Origin of the sequence: Streptococcus suis YS56 (assembly GCF_000440115.1) — a bacterium.
Taxonomy (GTDB): domain Bacteria; phylum Bacillota; class Bacilli; order Lactobacillales; family Streptococcaceae; genus Streptococcus; species Streptococcus suis_L.
The window spans coordinates 1-18,195 of record NZ_ALMY01000003.1 but is presented as its reverse complement, the minus strand read 5'-3'; the positions used below and the strand labels follow the sequence as shown (position 1 = coordinate 18,195).

Below are 18,195 nucleotides of genomic sequence, written 5' to 3'. Positions count from 1 at the left end.
AAGGAGGGACTATGGCTGGAAACATAAAGGGAATTACGATTGAAATTGGTGGCGATACCCAACCCTTACAAGATGCCCTAAAGGGTGTAAATAAGCAAGCTTCTGAAGCTACCAAAGAACTAAGACAGATTGATAAGGCTCTCAAGTTTGATACTGGCAATGTCACCCTCCTTACTCAAAAGCAGGAAGTATTAGCTAAACAGGTTGAAACAACTAAAGAAAAGCTAGCGACATTAAGGCAAGCACAAGCTCATGTTGAGGCCCAGTTTAAGGCTGGGGATATTGGGGCAGACCAGTACAGAGCTTTTCAACGGGAGCTTGAAACCACAAAAAATGTTCTGACTAGCTATGAGGGGAAACTAGCAAGTGTCACACGTACCATTTCTGAAAACGGCAGTCAGGTTGATAGTAATAAGGCTAAACTACAAGCACTTCAGGAAGAACAGGCTCAATTAGTATCTGAGAGTGAGAAGTTAACAAGTTCTATTAAGCTTCAAGAATCAGCTCTTAGCTCAAACGCAAGTGAGTCCGATAAGCTAGCACTTGTCCATCAAAAGGTGACTGGGCATTCAGAGATACTGGAGCGACAGATTCAAAATTTAGAGAAACAACTGGAACTAACAAAGAGTGAATTTGGTGATCAGTCAATCGAAGCCAATAAGCTTGAGAAAACGCTAAATGAAACCAAGGTAGCCTACAACCATCTTCAAAGTGAGATGAATGAGATGGCATCTAGTTCAGATGTTGCAAAGTCTAGTCTCTCTGAAGCCAATCAGCTCCTTAAAGCTGACCTTCTAATGGAGTTTGGTGACCAAATTAGTGAATTATCTCAGAAACTAGCTGATTTTGGGAAACAATCCTTGGATGCCTTTCTTGAAATAGATGAAGGGATGGACGTGATTGTCACAAAGACAGGAGCAACTGGAGCTGCCCTTGACGAGATGACTGATATGGCTAAGCAGCTTGCGACAGAGATACCGACCGATTTCAATACCGCTGGGACTGCGGTTGGTTTATTGAATACGCAATTTGATTTGACAGGCGATGCCCTAAAATCAGCATCCACTCAATTGATTCAGTTCTCGGAAATCAATGGTAGTGATGTTTCAAGCTCTGCAATTTCTGCAAAACAAGCCATTGAAGCATATGGCTTGCAGGCTAGTGATTTGGCAAGGGTTCTCGATACAGTCACTTACACTAGTCAAGAAACTGGAGTCGGTGTTCAGGAGTTGATGGATAAGGCAGTTGCAGGAGCACCTCAGATAAAATCACTCGGTTTGTCATTTGATGATGGTGTGACGCTTATGGGGCGGTTTGAGAAAGCAGGTGTGGATTCATCTGCGGCTCTCTCATCATTATCCAAAGCAGCAGTAGCTTATGCCAAAGATGGATTGACCCTGAAAGATGGCTTGGCTGGGACGGTTGAACAAATCAAACAATCCACCAGTGAAACAGAAGCCTTGTCGTTAGCATCAGAAGTATTTGGCAGTAAAGCGGCTCCACGAATGGTTGATGCCATTAAACGAGGGGCCTTAACGTTTGAAGACCTAGCAGGAACAGCAGAAAAAGCTGTAGGTATCGTCACTCAAACCTACGAAGGTACGCTTGATCCAATTGACCAGTTCACAACAGCACAAAATAGTGCCAAGTTGGCAATGGGAGAGATTGGCGATGCCATTGCCTCAACACTTGCCCCAGTACTTCAAATCTTGGCGGAGTTATTGCAGCAGGTTGCGACATGGTTTTCCGGTCTTTCAGAACCAATTAAACAGTTCTTGGTAATTGTCGGACTTCTAGTTGCTGGCTTTGGATTGTTACTCCCAGTTTTTCTTGCCCTCCAAGCTGCCGCTATGGCTATGGGAACAACTATTGTCGGTTTACTAACAGCAGCAGCTCCCATAGTTGGTATGGTATTAGGAGTAATTGCGGTTATCGCCCTCTTGGTTGTTGGGATTCAACAACTCTGGCAACATAACGAAGAATTTCGAACGGCTGTTCTGGAAATATGGACGGCTATCTCCAGCTTTATATCGACCGTCATTCAAGAAGTTTCAAGTTTTATTATGTCCATTTGGGGTACGCTTACTACGTGGTGGAGTGAAAATCAACAACTGATTCTTGATGCTGCAAACACAGTATGGAATGCCATTTCATCTGTCATCACTACTGTAATGACAATTCTTGGACCATTGATTCAAGCTAGTTGGGAGAATATCAAACTTATCATTACAACCGCATGGGACATGATAAAGATTGTGGTTGAAATAGCTATCAATGTGGTTCTTGGAATCATTAAAGCTGTGATGCAAGTCATAACTGGTGATTGGGCGGGTGCTTGGGAAACGATTAAGCAGGTACTTTCAACGGTATGGGAGGGAATTACATCTCTTATATCCATTGCATTAAACTTCATTGCCCAATTTATTTCAACTGCTTGGACGGGTATCAAGAATACCATCTCAAATGTACTTTCTGCCATTAGTTCAGTCATTTCAACTATATGGTCAGCTATTCAGTCGACAATTTCCAGTGTCCTGTCTACGATTGGTTCAACTGTTTCAACTATCTGGAACGGTATCAGTAGTACTGTATCCAACATCTTGAATGGTATATCTAATACTGTTTCATCAGTTTGGAACGGTATAAAAAATACCATTTCAAGTGCTATCAATGGTGCAAGAGATGCCGTGAGTAATGCCATCAATGCCATTAAAAATCTCTTTAACTTCCAAATCAGATGGCCACATATTCCCCTTCCTCATTTTCGAGTATCAGGCTCAGCCAATCCACTCGATTGGTTAAAGGGTGGAATCCCAAGAATCTCCATTGATTGGTATGCCAAAGGAGGAATATTAACCAAGCCCACTGCATTTGGGGTAAACGGCAATAGCCTAATGGTAGGTGGTGAGGCTGGGAAAGAAGCAGTCTTGCCTTTGAATGAACAAACATTGGGTGCAATTGGTCGAGGAATCGTAAAGACCATGACAAGCAATCTACCAACCATTCACATCACCATTACTGGAAATACGGTAAGAGAAGAGACTGACCTTCACCGAATAGCGGAGATGGTTGGAGAGAAACTAGTGTATGAATTAGAACGTCAGCAAGGATTGAGAGGAGTGAAACCATGATTAGACATAATGCATTAACCATTGGTGGAGTGTCCACGGCTAGTTTTCCTTTTAAGGTAATCGTGGAAGATAGCCCTTCTATCACAGTTAGTGAAAGTAAGACGCAATTGATAGAACACCAAGGTCTGTCAGGTGCGGTTCTTCAAACCAATCCTCGCAGAAGTGTCATGGAACTGAGTTACATCCTCTATCTTGTTAAACCTAGTGAAGAACAGTTATTTTCCTTTTTGAAGCTATTTTTGAAAGAAGGATTTTGGCTTGAGAACGCTAGTTTCAAGACCATACACTTTTGGTGTTACAAGGTTCACCATACTCCAGTTCAAAAGGATAAGCTGGGGGTGTATGAGTTTAAGGTTACATTTTCTTGTCACCCAACCAAGTGGTTCAAAACGACAACCTCGCAGGTGTTTAGAACCAGTGGTGTTTTGCGATGTCAAGGTTCAGCCATCGCTTTTCCAAAGATTACCATAAGTGGCAACTCGACTAGTGAAACTAGCTTTACGATTGGGGATGATGTCATCCGCTTGGAGCGATTGCAAGAAACACTCATTATGGATAATAATCCTAGTCAGCCAAGTTTTAAGACACAAAGAGGTCAGTTCATTAAATGGGCTGGCGATTTTATCTCCATTGATGCAGGCAGAAATGACTCAGTTGGAGTTGTCTTAGGTGCTGGCATCACATCATTAACAATAGAAACGAATTGGGGGTGGGCTTAGTGCTATCATTATTAGACAAAACGGTTCTAACGGCAAAATGGCATGGGAAACCACTTCCAGAGACCATAAAAGCAAGTGTCAAGGAAACCTTGAATGGGGATTTTGTCCTGAACTTTACCTATCCGATCACAGATAGCGGACTATTTCGAGAGATAAAAGAGGACTACCTTGTTCGTAGCCCAGTTCCAGTATTGGGACACCAGTTGTTTCGGATAAAAAAAGTCATCGAAGGAGACACCAGTCTTGAAGTTGTGGCCTATCACATATCAGATGATATCATGACTAGGTTGGTATCGCCATTTAGGTGTGAACAGGTACCCTGTGTAACAGCTCTATCAAGCATGGTCATGGCAAGCAAGTCTCCATTGGGAGATTTTTCTTTTACCAGTGACATTGTCAAGAACAGAACCTATACAACAGACAAGGAACAGACGCTGTACTCCGCACTACTGGATGGTAAACACTCTATCCTTGGAACTTGGGAGGGAGAACTGGTTCGTGATAACCTTGCCCTAACTATAAAGGGTGAGCGGGGACAAGACCGTGGAGTTGTTATTTCTACTCACTACAATTTGAAAAAGTATCAGCGAACCAAAGAAAGTTCACAGATTATCACTCGAATCCATGCCACCTCAAGCTTCAAACAAGAGGGGCAGGATAGGGAGACTGTCCTTCAAATCACTGTAGACAGTCCGTTGATAAACTCCTATCCTTTCATCAATGAAGTAACCTATACCAATAATAATCTCAAAACGCGTCAAGAGTTAATAGAGTGGGCTAGTAGCAAGTTTCGCATAGAGGGAATGGATAAGCCCAAAGATGCCATCATCATTGAGGCATTTGAGTTAGATGGTCAAACTGTTCATCTAGGCGATACAGTGACTTTAAAAAGCAAGCTACACGGCATTGATGTGAGGAAGAAAGCCATTGCTTATGATTATGATCCTCTAGCTAAGAATTACCGCTCTATCACTTTTGATGATAAGGCAAGTTTTGGAACAGGTAAGACTAGTGGTAGCTTAACTACACTAGCAAATAATCTCCTTGATGGGAATAAGCGGAGTGAGGATGTTGCCGTTGAAATTGCCCTTGAGAATGCCAATAAAGCCTTTGATGCAGAATTTGAGAAACGTCAAGTAGCCATTGATAACGCTATTGAACAGGCTCAAAGTCATGGGGAGGTTTATGCGGATCGATTAAAGGCCAGCATTGATAATGAACTTAGTTCTATTCACCAACAGATGCGGCAACATGAAGAGGAGCAGCAACGCACAACTCGTGATTTATTGGCAAAGGCTGGGGTAAATACCAACTTAGTCACAGAAGCCAAACAAAAGGCAGAACAGGCTCAAACTGGGGCAACTGAAGCCCTCAGAAGGGCAGAACAAGCCAAGCTTGATGCCATTCAAGAAGCTAACCGATTGACTTCAACGGAGCGTAGTCAAACAGAGTCAAAGATTGCGACAGCTAAATCACAAGCTATCTCTGAAGCTAGTCGATTGGTTGATGTAGCAAAATCACTCTTAGTTGGTCAGTTGGCAACTGTAAGTACCAATCTCTCACAAACCAAGGAGGATATAAAACTTCTTGCGAGTAAGCAACTGGTGGATAGTCTGACTGGTCGAGTAACGGGTGCAGAATCCATGATTCAAGTGCAAGCAGACCAAATTTCCCAGCGTGTAAAAACCAGTGATTTTAACCAAGTGAAACTGAGAATCGAAACTGCCGAGTCAGCGATTACGCAATTGGGGAATCGCATAACAACTGAAATCAGTCAAGTGGATGCGAAAATTCCAACTAGCCTAGATGGACTCAATTTGATGACTGGTACTCGTGATTGGTCGAATAAAGGAAATGCCTGGCATTTAGGAAACAATTGGTCAAATGAAACGGAGAATTTTAGGGGACTGGTTGTTCGTTCGACCCAAGCGGGTTATAACGGAAGTCATCAGAATATTGTTGTGAAAGCAGGAGATGTCATTACTTTTAGCTTTTATGCCAAAGCGAATCAGCCACTTTCTTCCATCAAAGTTTCAGCGATTTGGACTGGTTCGAGTGTCTATCGTGCTCCAGTCGCAAGAGTGCGGGAATCGGACGATATTATATCCGTCACAAGTGACTGGAAACGCTACTGGAAAACAGTTCATGTCATATCTGATGGCTCACTTCAATTTCGAACGGAGTACAATGCAAGCACCATCCCAAATGGCAATAAATTCTATGTGGCAGGATTGAAAGTAGCAAAAAGTTCACTGGATACAGGGTATTCAGAAAACCCAGCAGATATTGCTGGTGAATTGACCACCCAACGGACACTCATCACTCAAACGGCTTCTGGTGTGGAGCAGGTTTCTACAAGATTAACCGAGACAAATGGAAAGATTTCTAGTAGTGAGACACAGATTCGACAATTAGTTTCGGATGTATCATCAAAGGTTAGTCAAACGGATTTCAATAGCTTGAAACGGAATGTTGAGGGACATACTACATCCATTCAACAGACGCAACAATCTATTTTGCTTAAGGCTGATAAGACCGTTCTTGAAGGGGTCAAAACAACCGCTGACAATGCCTTGGCTAAGGCTAACACAAATGCAAGTCAGATTACTCAAACCAAGGCAGACCTGCGGATTGCCAATGACGCCATCTCACAGAAAGTCGCAAAGACTGATTTTAATAGCTTGACTAGTCGAGTAGCAAGTGCAGAAACCACTATCCGAACACAAGCTGGGCAAATTGAACAACGACTAACAAGTACGCAAGTTGAATCTGCTATAAATTCAAAAGGCTACCAAACTAAGTCTCAGGTTGATTCCAATATTACTGGTCGTGGCTATCTTACGAGCAGTTCACTACAACCTTATGCGACGACAACCAGTGTTCAGAACTTGGTCAAAACCACCTCTGATAGTTTTATCCAGCGAATCAGTCAAACTGAAAGCAGAATTCCTACCTCAGTTTCACATCGTAATTTGATAGCTGGTACTTCGGATAGATGGGGTGCTTATCAGACGATAAATACCAATAGCAACTGGGTAGCCTCTTTAGGGAGAGTTCAATTTGGAGATGGAAGTGGAATATATGTTGGGTCAAAAGTGCATTTATATGTTCATATCTCAGCGGATGAGATTACCTTTGACCCGGTGGTGACGACTCGTTCTATGAAACTCCAAGGTCCAATTTTGGATAATAAAAATGCTTGGACATGGACCAACTGGAATTTGTATCACCCTTTCTACAATAAATGGAGCAGCAATCTGACAACGGGTAACAACTATCGCTTGATAAAACTGACCGCCACCGTCACTCAAGAGATGTACCAACACTCTAAAGGTTTTGAACTTCAAGTCAGAATCGATGGAGTTAAGACTGGTAAGTTCCATGTGAGAGCCTTAATGGTTTCAACTGGTGATATCTTTCCAGACTATTGGACACCGTCATTAGACGACTTTACGACAGTAACCGCCTTTCATGAAGTGCGGGATACTGTCAGCAGTCACACTCGAACAATTGGAGATCACACCAATCAAATCAGTCAGGTTGTTCAAACGGCTAATGGGATTGTGACACGAGTGGGCAATCTAGAAACAAGTCGAGCTACAACGGCTGCCGTCAATGCCATTCAAACTCAGGTTTCAACACTTGCAGGGTCGTGGTCGGTTCGAAATTTGACAAGTGCAGGGACAGTCCTCAGTCAGCTCAATCTCAATAAGGATGGCACAGTCAAGATTGATGGAAAACTCGTTCAAATAACAGGTACAACCTATATCCAAGATGGTGTGATTGCGAGCGGAAAGATTGCCAGTCTTGATGCAGGAAAGATTACTACAGGTATTATCTCTGCAGCTCGAATTGGAGCAGAAGCTATTACTGCGGATAAGTTAAAGGTTGACCAGGCTTTCTTTACCAAGTTTATGGCAACAGAAGCTTACCTCAAGCAGTTGTTTGCGAAATCAGCCTTTATAACTCAAGTGCAGTCAGTAACCCTATCTGCCAACAAAATTTCTGGTGGAATCTTGTCAGCAATCAATGGAGCTATGAAAATCAATCTCTCACTTGGAAACATTAAGTTCTATACCAACTCTCCATCCATTTCTCGTGAGGTTAGTGGGTATCCTCACCAATGGGTTTCCTTTGAGACAGGAACATCAAACGGGAAGCCATGTGGGGTAACCATTATCGGTTCAAATCGATGGAATAACTGGAATGCCAATGACGGTGGGTTTGTAGGGATTAGAGCATGGAACGGTACTGATACTGACCAAATTGATGTGGTAGGTGATAAAGTTCGCTTAGCAAGTGCTCCATTTACCAATCCAGATGGGTGGGAGATTGTAACGTTGCCTAACCGACTGAGTATTGATGCCTTTAAAGCATCCGACCGACCAAGTTCCATCTTGAATATCGGTGATATCCGCATCTATCGAAATGGGACAACCTATGTCAGCTTGAAAGACGTACTTCATCAATTCAATCACAATTTTAAACACTTAGTAAACATCACAGGTCGAGGTGACGTCATCTTGACATGGGACACGATTAAATAAAGGAGTTCACAGATGAATCTAGAACAAATCAATCAATCACTTAAACTAACTATCCAGGAGCTTGTGACCAAGCTATCTGATGAAATTACCGCTAAGAACCTCATTGCCATCCAATTGGTGGAAAGGGATGAGGAACTTAGCCTATTGCGTAAAGAAAAACAGGAATTGACTGAGCTATTAGAAGTTCAGACAAAACCTGAAGAAGGGAAAGGAGTATAGTTATCATGGCACTCCTCAATATTGACAAAGTAACAGAACCATTTGATTTGGAGACAGCTCTCGCTTACATGCGTAAGAATGGAGAGTTCATTCGTTGTAAGACAGCAGAGCAGGATTTTTACATGTATCTTGAAGAGGTAAGGCGCCCTGCCATAAAAAATGGAAAGCGGCAGTTGGTTACAACAGAAACAGTTTGGGCTTTTAATCAGTGGGGTAGTACGACATTAACTCTGAACCTTTCTGATTTATTCCATGAATGTTTTTATCTGATGCGGTTTGATGAGAACGGTCAACCGGATTGGTCAGACCCTACCATTGTGCAGGAAGGTTCAGTAGAAAGTGAGGTGACCGATGAAGGAACTGTTAACTCTTAATAAGATTTTATTTTCCATGATTGGAGGCTTGATTGGTAGTCTATTTGGAGAGTTGGATGGGATCCTATATGCCCTACTTGTCTTCATTATTATTGACTATCTAACAGGGATTTTTGCGGCAGTTGTAGAGAAACAATTGTCGAGTAGTATCGGTTTTCGTGGCATCTTTAAAAAGATAGCCATTTTATTTTTAGTTTCGCTAGGTCATCTGATTGATACTGCAATTATCAAGCAGGGTGGAACCATTCGAACCATGGTCATTTTCTTTTATCTCAGTAATGAGGGGTTAAGTATTCTAGAAAATACCGTTCGAATTGGTTTACCAATACCTGAGAAACTACAAGCAATCTTAAAACAAATCAATGAGAGGTGAGAAGATTTGGGAAAATATCTAGTCTTTTGTGGTCATGGACAAGGGCGAACTGGCTATGATTCTGGAGCAGTGAATGTCAAACTAGGCATCACAGAAGCAGGAAAGTTTCGAGAATTAGCCAAGTTAATGTCTAAGTACAGTGGACAGCGAATTGATTTTATTACCGAACAAAATGTTTATGATTATCGGAGTATTACTAGTATTGGTAAGGGATACGACTCGATTACTGAATTGCACTTCAATGCCTTTAATGGAAGTGCCAAAGGGACAGAAGTCTTGATTCAATCTTCCTTAGAAGCGGATAAGGAAGATATGGCAATCCTATCTCTTCTTTCGCGTTATTTCCAAAATCGTGGCATTAAGAAGGTGGATTGGCTCTATAATGTCAACCAAGCAGCAAGTCGTGGATACACCTATCGTTTGGTCGAAATTGCCTTCATTGATAATGAACAAGATATGGCGATTTTTGAGAACAAGAAAGAGGACATTGCGAAAGGTCTTGTATCAGCAATAACAGGAGTTGAAGTCAAGACCATAGTTCCCTCGACCCCCAGTTCAACCGCTGGGAGTTCAGGAACTCCTTCAAAACCAATCTATCTTGTTGGTGATAGTCTTAGGGTGTTGCCTCATGCGAGTCATTATCAGATTGGTCAGAAAATCGCCAACTGGGTCAAGGGGCGCACCTACAAAATCCTCCAAGTAAAAAATGTTCACCAGTCCAACAGTAAGAGAGCTTATCTACTAGGTAGTATCACTTGTCGTGTGAGCCGGTAATGGATGGCGAATGAGTTCCTCTATTTATTCAACTGAAACAGTTAAGACTGGTAAAGTTGTAGGTTGGTTTAGAATTTCATTATTAAGTTATAAGTCTGGTTGGAACATCAAGCTTTATTTTTTACTTTTTTTCCAATAAATGCGGAAAATCTTCTCTTAAGTCTACCTAGTAAGGTAGGAGGATAAATAATTCAGATTTTTTTGAACAAAATCCTCTCAAACTGTACTTAGTAAGTAAGGAGGTGATCGAGATGATTAATATGAGAAGTCCAACTCATTAAATGGTTTCTAACATAAGTAAATATACAAATAAAATAAATAGAGAAAGATAAAGGGTAGAACATTATGGCAACAACAGCTAATAATATTTTAGTAGAGGCTAAAAAATATATAGGTGTATCTGGAGGAACAACTACACATAAAATGTTTATTGATACGTACAATTCAGTATATCCACTTCCTCAAGGGTATGCCGTTAAGTATCAAGATGATTGGTGTGATGCGTTTATTTCTTTTCTAGCAATAAAAACCAATGCGGTAGACATTATCGGTAGAGAATGTGGAGTTGATAGACATATTTCAATTTTTAAACAATTAGGTATTTGGAATGAAGATGGTAATATTGTGCCAAAACCAGGTGCAATCATAACTTTTCATTGGAGTAAAACTACTCAACCTAATGATGGCTTTGCAGACCATATTGGCATTGTTGAAAAGGTTGAAGGAAATTACGTACACACAATAGAGGGAAATTCTAGTAATGCTGTCGCTCGAAGAAGTTATGTTATTGGAGATGGAAGAATTAGAGGATATGCTTTTCCGAGATATATTTCAAGTTCTGCAGATTATTCTGGAGGTTCATTGGTGAATGCTGGGAATATGATTTCTCAAGAAAATATCCGTCTACTTATTAAGTATTCTCAAAAATATTCATTAAAACCTAGTTTTTTATTAGCTCAGATGTTTATTGAAAGTCACTGGGGCAACCCTAATGTATCGTCAGTGGGGCAAGTCGATAATAACTGGAGTGGAATTTCTGAACCGTTTCATGCACCAACACACTTAGGAATTTCTATGCGAAGAGGAACAGCAAGACCAACCTCGGAAGGCGGATATTATGTCCATTTTAACTCAATGGAAGATTACTTCAAGGCTTATACATATATATTGTCAAATGAGAATGGTTTGTATAAAGTCTCAAATGTTAACAACATAGATGATTTTTGCAAAGGATTATTCAGGATAGGAGGAGCTAAGAGCGATTATGCTGAGAGTGGCTTTGAACATTATAAATCATTATTATTACCTACATATGAAGCGATTAAGCGACAAAATAATGGGAAACTTGAACTGATTGATAGTAGTGTGGATCCTGCATTAGGAGATTATACTGACTCATCAACTACTCCAAACATACCTTTTACTCGGATTCCAGAAACAGGTAGATTCTATCCAAATCAGACAGTAACGATTCGTAATCATCCTAGTCGTAGTGGTGGAGTAGTTGGACAATACAACTCAGGAGAATCCTTTAGTTATGACTCCTATGTAGTTAATGATGGTCATATTTGGTTAAGCTATGTTTCATATTCTGGCGAACGTCGCTATGTTGCGTGGCGTGTACAAAATGGAACGAAATTTGGAACGATTGATGAACCAAATTCAACGTCTGGTTCACAAAACTCGACTCAATTTACTCGGGTTTCAGAAACAGGCAGATTCTATCCAAATCAGACAGTAACGATTCGTAATCATCCTAGTCGTAGTGGTGGAGTAGTAGGACAATACAACTCAGGAGAATCCTTTAGTTATGACTCCTATGTAGTCAATGATGGTCATATTTGGCTAAGCTATGTTTCATATTCTGGCGAACGTCGCTATGTTGCGTGGCGTGTACAAAATGGAACAAAATTTGGAACGATTGTGTAATTTTACATATCCAACATTTTATTTAGAATATTGACTAAAGATTTGAATTAATATTGATTGAAGAAAAGTCTAGTTTAGGCTAATTTCTTCAATCAATTCTTTGATTGCTATAAAAAATAGTTTTCTGTCCTACTATTTCTGATTGAAAAATAGAGCAATTACTTGTATAATAAGGATAAATTAATATATAGAAAGGATTTGCTCATGAAAAGATTTTTCATTTTAACAGCAGGTTTACTGGTATTCTTGTCTGCATGTAATTTTGAAAAAACAAATATTACATCAAATAATGGTAGTTCTACTTCATCAACTATTAGGAAAATTGAGCAATCTCAAACAAATTCGGAGGAATCTGATATAACCTATTCGAAATCGGAAAGTTATTATCGTAGTATTCTTATTCAATCTCGAGATGAACAACGTCATTATATTGAATCTTTACCTCAAGAACAGCAACAAAGCGTTCAAACAACATTTTCTGCAATGGTAATGAAAGCAGAGGAACTCAAACAAGAATTTTCCTCAGACAAAGAGTTAATCGAAATGGTGTTGCATGACTTGTTGGGGGAAGAAGGACAAGTAAGGGATTTTTCTACTTCGGAAACTTCTGATTTAATAGAAACTTATGCCAAGAAAAAAAATATACGTTATCTTCAAGGGACTCCAGCTACACAGCAAAAATATTACGGTTACTCAGTACCCGATGAATTACTTAAGTTCGTATTTTTGAACGGTAATCCAATATCATTCCAGTTTTATGGTTATGTGATCGGAGAAGGAGAACTGTATATCCTCAATGATTGCTATGTGAATGAAGCAGGAACAGAACTTATTTTATTTGTTGAAAGAAATGGTCAGAAGTATGTCTTAGAAAGCAACAAGTCACCAGATAATCAAAAAATTGATGTTTTCTTTAGTCAAGATGAAATTTTGACTTCTTATTAACGGTAAAATATTAGATAAAATTAATATTGATTATTTCTCTCCTTCCCGCATATCAAATTTCTTTTGGATTGATTAGTTGGTAATAGGGAAAACTACCTTGAAATGGAGTGGGAAATTAACCTGTATAGGGCGGTTTCTATTTGAGTTTTTTATTAAATTTGGCCTGGTGGAAACATCAGGCTTTATTTTTTTGCCTTTTTTTCCAATAAGTGCGGAAAAATTACTCCCAAACCTACCTAGTAAGGTAGGAGGAATATTTGTATTCCATGAACTGTGGCATAAATTTATCAGGTCGAATTAGTTGGTCTGATAACTTGACTAATTTTCCCTTTAGAGTGATATATAGTGTGCCATTACATAGGAAGGAGAGTAAATGTCCGTAAAAAAGATTAGAGTCAATAAACAAAAACATAAGCAGAGGATCTGTGCCTACATTCGAGTTTCGACGACCAATGGAAGTCAGTTAGAATCGTTAGAAAATCAGAAACAGTATTTTGAAAACCTGTATTCCAATAGAGACGATATTGATTTTGTAGGTGTTTATCATGATAGAGGTATATCTGGTTCTATGGATAATCGTCCAAATTTTCAAGCCATGATTGAAGATTGTCGTAAAGGTATGATTGATGTTATCCATACCAAGTCTATTGCCCGCTTTGCTAGAAACACGGTTACAGTTCTTGAAATTAGTCGTGAACTGAAGGCAATTGGAGTAGACATATTCTTTGAGGAACAAAACATTCATACCCTTTCAAGTGAAGGGGAAGTGATGCTTTCAGTATTAGCTAGTATTGCAGAGGACGAGTTAAGGAGTATGAGTGGCAATCAACGTTGGGCTTTTCAGAAGAAATTCCAACGAGGAGAGTTAGTCATTAACACCAAGCGATTCTTAGGATACGATGTCGACGAAAACGGTGAGTTGATTATCAATCCAGAAGAAGCCTTAATAGTAAGGGAAATATTTGCACTTTACCTTGCAGGAAATGGTACACATCGTATTGCCAAACAGTTAAATGAAAAGGGAGTTGAGACTGTTACAGGTGCTAAATGGCATGACACCACAATCCGTCAAATGTTAAGCAATGAAAAATACAAAGGTTCAGTCTTACTGCAGAAGTATTTCCATGATGGTGTGAATGGTCCCAAAAAATTGAACCAAGGCGAACTTGAACAATACTTGATAGAAGATAATCATGAAGCCATTATTTCAAAAGAAGATTGGCAAAGAGTCCAAGATAAGCTAAATAGTAGAAGATGGCAACAAGGTAGAAACAAAACCTATAAATTTACAGGGTTGTTAAAGTGTCAGCATTGTGGTTCGACATTAAAGAGACAAGTTTCCTATAAGAAAAAAATTGTTTGGTGCTGTTCCAGATACATAAAAGAGGGAAAAGTAGCTTGTCAGGGGATGCGAGTGCCTGAAGTAGATATTTCAAATTGGGAGATAATCTCACCAGTTACAGTAATAGAAAGGGATAGAAATGGGGAAAAGTATTACAGTTATTCCGGCCAAGAAAGTGCAGACCAGCGTTCTTCATCAAGTCAGGAAGAAAATCAATGTAGCAGCATATTGCCGAGTGTCCACCGACCAAGAAGAACAGCTATCAAGTTATGAAAACCAAGTTAATTACTACCGAGAGTATATCTCCAAACACGAGGACTATGAGTTAGTTGACATCTATGCGGATGAGGGCATCTCAGCAACCAATACCAAAAAACGTGAAGCCTTTAACCGCTTGATACAAGATTGTAGGGCAGGTAAGGTAGATAGGATTTTGGTCAAGTCGATCAGTCGGTTTGCCAGAAACACCCTTGATTGTATCAAGTATGTCCGAGAGCTGAAAGAACTGGGTGTTGGTGTAACTTTTGAAAAGGAGAATATAGACAGCCTAGATTCAAAAGGTGAGGTTCTTCTAACAATCCTTTCTTCCTTGGCACAGGATGAGTCACGTTCCATTTCAGAGAATGCGACATGGGGAATTCGTAAGAAGTTTGAACGTGGTGAAGTGCGCGTGAATACCACAAAGTTCATGGGTTATGACAAAGATGAGAACGGTAGGCTTATCATTAATCCTCAGCAAGCTGAAACAGTTAAATTCATATATGAGAAATTCTTAGAGGGGTATAGTCCTGAGTCCATGGCTAAGTATTTGAATGACAATGAAATACCTGGTTGGACTGGAAAGGCAAATTGGTATCCAAGTGCTATACAGAAAATGCTTCAAAATGAAAAGTACAAAGGTGATGCCTTATTGCAAAAGACATATACAGTTGATTTTCTGACTAAGAAACGAGTTCAAAATGACGGTCAAGTTAACCAATACTATGTAGAAAATAGCCATGAAGCTATTATTGACAAAGACACTTGGGAATTAGTACAGTTGGAATTTGCAAGGAGGAAAGCCTACCGAGAGGAGCATCAGCTCAAGTCCTATATCATGCAAAATGACGATAACCATTTTACAACTAAGGTGTTCTGTACAGAATGTGGTTCAGCCTTTGGTCGAAAGAACTGGACAACCAGTCGAGGTAAACGCAAGGTTTGGCAATGTAACAATCGCTATAGAGTCAAAGGACAGATTGGCTGTCAGAATAACCACATTGATGAAGAAACGCTAGAGAAAGCCGTAGTAATGGCTGTAGAACTATTGAGTGAGAACGTGGATCTGTTGCATGGGAAGTGGAATAAGATTCTAGAAGAAAATCGTCCGCTAGAAAAGCATTATAGTACAAAGTTGGCTGAAGTGATAAACAAGCCATCCTGGGAATTCGATTCGTATGAGATGTGTCAGGTGTTGGATAGTGTCACAATTGCGGAGGATGGGCAAATAACAGTCAGATTTTTAGAAGGAACTGAGGTAGACTTGTAAGTGACTGTGACCATTAGGTTGCAGTTTTTTGTGGTATAATCGAATGGTAGTACAATTTGGAGGTCATAAGATATTGCAGACATTGGTTGAATTTGTAGCAATTGCAGAGGAAAAAGTGGTTGATAATTTCGATAGTTACATGATGGAATTTCAAACTTTTATGGTCGAATCAGGATTAATTGATGATGAATCTGTAGATAGTCAATTTCATAGCCTAACTGAAGTACCACTTTATGTTATTGATTTCCATTCTGAAGAGTGTATTTGGAAAATCGGTGTAAAATTTAATACCTATGGAAATAGTTATGAACTTGAAGTTTCAATTCAAAGTGAAAATTACAGCCTTAACTTTAAAAATGACTATCTTGAACGATTAAAGGTTCTAGTGAAAAACTTTATCAAAGCTAAACATAAAAAAATATTTTGGTTGTATGATGCTGAGTCTGAATTTTTAGCAACTGATTTATACCCAAGAATTTTTATGGTTGAAAATTTAGCTAGAAAATTTATTACAATGGTAATGAATAGGAAATTTGGGATTCATTGGTGGAAACTTGTACCATTAAAAATTCAAGAAAAACACAAAAGTAGATTGGGTGGTTACAAAGCAATCATTGATAATTTCAAGGATGTAGATGAGCGTTTGATGTCTATAGATACGGGGGATTTACATGTTATATTATCGAATAAAGTAAAGAAGTGGGAGTTTTCCGAAGAGAACATAAGGCAACTATCTAAGCCCAACTTACAATTGGAAAGTCTGACAAAAATTTTACAAAGCCAGCAAGTTGTATATAGTGATTGGTGGCAAATGATATTCTCAGATTTTTTGCCAGAAAATTTTCTAGAAGCTTTCCGAACATTTGAAGTAAATAGAAATCACATCGCTCACAATAAAATGATAGATAAATCAGCCTATAGGAAAATATTAATTTCAATTGAGGCTGTCCAAAAAGGATTATGTGATGGTATACAAAAGATGTCATCAGAAGTTAAATCGGAGGAGGAGCGTAAGGAGGAAGAATTTGAGTCTGAATTATTCTTTTTACAAGAAGAGTCAATTCTATCAGAAAGAATTCTTGAATTAAAGGAAAGTGAGAGTGGGGTAGCAATTCGAGATAGAAATCAGATTCTAGCTATATTCAATGATGAATTGAGTAGACTTTATGATTCGATTGAAGAAAGCTTCCGATTCAGTGGGTATTTAAAGTTCAGCGATTATACTGCACTAAATGATTGTGATTCAAATTGTGTTGTATTCGAAATTGAAAACAAAATAGATGGTCAGTTAATTAGTTTTGAGGCTGATACAGATATTAACGCCTATGAGGGTTCCGAAAGTTTCCTATATTTAAGATATCAAAAAGATGGAAGTTCAAGTTCAGAATCAATTGGAAAAGTGTCTTATACTAATGGGGAGGTTGAATTTAATGAGTTTCAAGGTACTTATTTGCCTGTCCAGATGGATGGTGTTTCAAAGAACGAACTATCTAGGCTAGGTAATAGATTGGTTGAAATAATTAACACTGGATTCACAGATTATAAGGCTTTAGTGGAAAGTTCCAGATATTCTATAATTAAAGATGGGGGCTCTGATCCCATTTTAGATTTACCGTGTGAAGAGTGTGGGGAGGAATGGATATGTGTTGATGAAAAGATCACAGATTTTGGTAAATGTCTGAATTGTGGAGAAGTCAATGAAGTAACAGACTGTGAGAGTTGTGGTCGCTATGATTTGGGTTCAAAAAGTGACGATTTTCCTTTTCTATGTGATGACTGTGAAAATATCTATTTAATGGATTAGTATTATCGTTCCACAGTATTATCGAAAATTAATCCAATTTCAATTCGTTCCATAATATAGGTAAGACCTATCAGCACACATAGAAGTAGTCGGTTTGTTAGAAAAACGCATTTAGGTTGTCCAGCTTGCTTACCTGTTTTCCGGCAAGCTGCTTCAAAGGTCCACTGGACCTTTGAACTCCCAAATACGCATCACGTCGAGTGTGTTGCTCTGCTTGTAAAGGACTAGAAAACTTTAAACGAAAGGATTCCATAGGAGAAGTACCCATTTTCTCTAATTAGATAAAAATGCAACCTCTGTTATTCTTGTATAACTACTTTACAAGTTTTGAAAATTAGATATTATCTGCATCATTTATATATTTGTATATTTATGTTCGAGAAAATCTATACGCATAGTTAAGAAAGAAAAGAGCCGCGAAAGCGACTCTTTTTGGTTTTATAGTCATTTAGTTTTAAAATAGTATTCCAAAGAATACTCAACCGATTGAAATCTCCTCAATAACTCAGC

The 18,195-nt window shown here is 39.2% G+C and carries 11 protein-coding genes and 1 pseudogene; all 12 read left to right on the top strand.

From position 1 onward, the window contains the following. Positions 1-11 precede the first annotated feature (11 nt). Positions 12-3,131, top strand: a complete 3,120-nt coding sequence (locus tag SST62_RS0100315; protein WP_029185842.1) for a phage tail tape measure protein — start codon at positions 12-14, stop codon at positions 3,129-3,131. Next, positions 3,128-3,850, top strand: a complete 723-nt coding sequence (locus tag SST62_RS0100310; protein WP_029185841.1) for a phage tail protein — start codon at positions 3,128-3,130, stop codon at positions 3,848-3,850. Before SST62_RS0100315 ends, SST62_RS0100310 begins: the two co-directional genes overlap by 4 nt. Continuing rightward, positions 3,850-8,397 (top strand): phage tail spike protein, encoded by a 4,548-nt coding sequence (locus SST62_RS0100305; RefSeq protein WP_029185840.1) that lies wholly within the window; start codon positions 3,850-3,852, stop codon positions 8,395-8,397. The genes SST62_RS0100310 and SST62_RS0100305 overlap by 1 nt, the downstream gene beginning before the upstream one ends. Positions 8,398-8,409: 12 nt before the next feature. Further along, positions 8,410-8,616 (top strand): hypothetical protein, encoded by a 207-nt coding sequence (locus SST62_RS0100300; protein ID WP_029185839.1) that lies wholly within the window; start codon positions 8,410-8,412, stop codon positions 8,614-8,616. Between the two features lie 5 nt (positions 8,617-8,621). Further along, entirely contained in the window at positions 8,622-8,990 is a 369-nt protein-coding gene (locus tag SST62_RS0100295; RefSeq protein WP_024407620.1) for a hypothetical protein, read from the top strand. Continuing rightward, a complete protein-coding gene (locus tag SST62_RS0100290; RefSeq protein WP_014636353.1) occupies positions 8,968-9,363 on the top strand; it encodes a phage holin family protein in 396 nt (131 codons plus the stop codon). The genes SST62_RS0100295 and SST62_RS0100290 overlap by 23 nt, the downstream gene beginning before the upstream one ends. Before the next feature lie 6 nt (positions 9,364-9,369). Continuing rightward, positions 9,370-10,116, top strand: a pseudogene (locus tag SST62_RS0100285) (N-acetylmuramoyl-L-alanine amidase); the annotation flags it as partial. A gap of 366 nt (positions 10,117-10,482) precedes the next feature. Next, the gene (locus tag SST62_RS1000000112840; protein WP_029185837.1) at positions 10,483-12,066 is read left to right on the top strand and encodes an SH3 domain-containing protein; all 1,584 of its coding nucleotides are present in this window, start codon (positions 10,483-10,485) and stop codon (positions 12,064-12,066) included. A 204-nt stretch (positions 12,067-12,270) separates the two neighbouring features. Further along, on the top strand, positions 12,271-13,011 hold the full coding sequence (locus SST62_RS0100275) for a hypothetical protein (RefSeq protein ID WP_029185836.1): 741 nt from the start codon (positions 12,271-12,273) through the stop codon (positions 13,009-13,011). Between the two features lie 373 nt (positions 13,012-13,384). After that, positions 13,385-14,626 carry a recombinase family protein gene (locus SST62_RS0100270; RefSeq protein WP_029185835.1) on the top strand — a complete coding sequence of 414 codons (1,242 nt, stop codon included), beginning with the start codon at positions 13,385-13,387 and terminating at the stop codon, positions 14,624-14,626. Next, positions 14,529-15,881, top strand: coding sequence for a recombinase family protein (locus tag SST62_RS0100265; protein WP_194283577.1), 1,353 nt, complete (start codon positions 14,529-14,531; stop codon positions 15,879-15,881). Before SST62_RS0100270 ends, SST62_RS0100265 begins: the two co-directional genes overlap by 98 nt. Positions 15,882-15,924: 43 nt before the next feature. Then, on the top strand, positions 15,925-17,685 hold the full coding sequence (locus SST62_RS0100260) for a hypothetical protein (RefSeq protein ID WP_029185833.1): 1,761 nt from the start codon (positions 15,925-15,927) through the stop codon (positions 17,683-17,685). Positions 17,686-18,195: the final 510 nt, after the last annotated feature.

Coding starts and splice junctions, on each gene's coding strand:
- SST62_RS0100315 (WP_029185842.1), top strand. CDS start 12: ATGGCTGGAAACATAAAGGGAATTACGATTGAAATTGGTGGCGATACC.
- SST62_RS0100310 (WP_029185841.1), top strand. CDS start 3,128: ATGATTAGACATAATGCATTAACCATTGGTGGAGTGTCCACGGCTAGT.
- SST62_RS0100300 (WP_029185839.1), top strand. CDS start 8,410: ATGAATCTAGAACAAATCAATCAATCACTTAAACTAACTATCCAGGAG.
- SST62_RS0100295 (WP_024407620.1), top strand. CDS start 8,622: ATGGCACTCCTCAATATTGACAAAGTAACAGAACCATTTGATTTGGAG.
- SST62_RS0100290 (WP_014636353.1), top strand. CDS start 8,968: ATGAAGGAACTGTTAACTCTTAATAAGATTTTATTTTCCATGATTGGA.
- SST62_RS1000000112840 (WP_029185837.1), top strand. CDS start 10,483: ATGGCAACAACAGCTAATAATATTTTAGTAGAGGCTAAAAAATATATA.
- SST62_RS0100275 (WP_029185836.1), top strand. CDS start 12,271: ATGAAAAGATTTTTCATTTTAACAGCAGGTTTACTGGTATTCTTGTCT.
- SST62_RS0100270 (WP_029185835.1), top strand. CDS start 13,385: ATGTCCGTAAAAAAGATTAGAGTCAATAAACAAAAACATAAGCAGAGG.
- SST62_RS0100260 (WP_029185833.1), top strand. CDS start 15,925: ATGGTAGTACAATTTGGAGGTCATAAGATATTGCAGACATTGGTTGAA.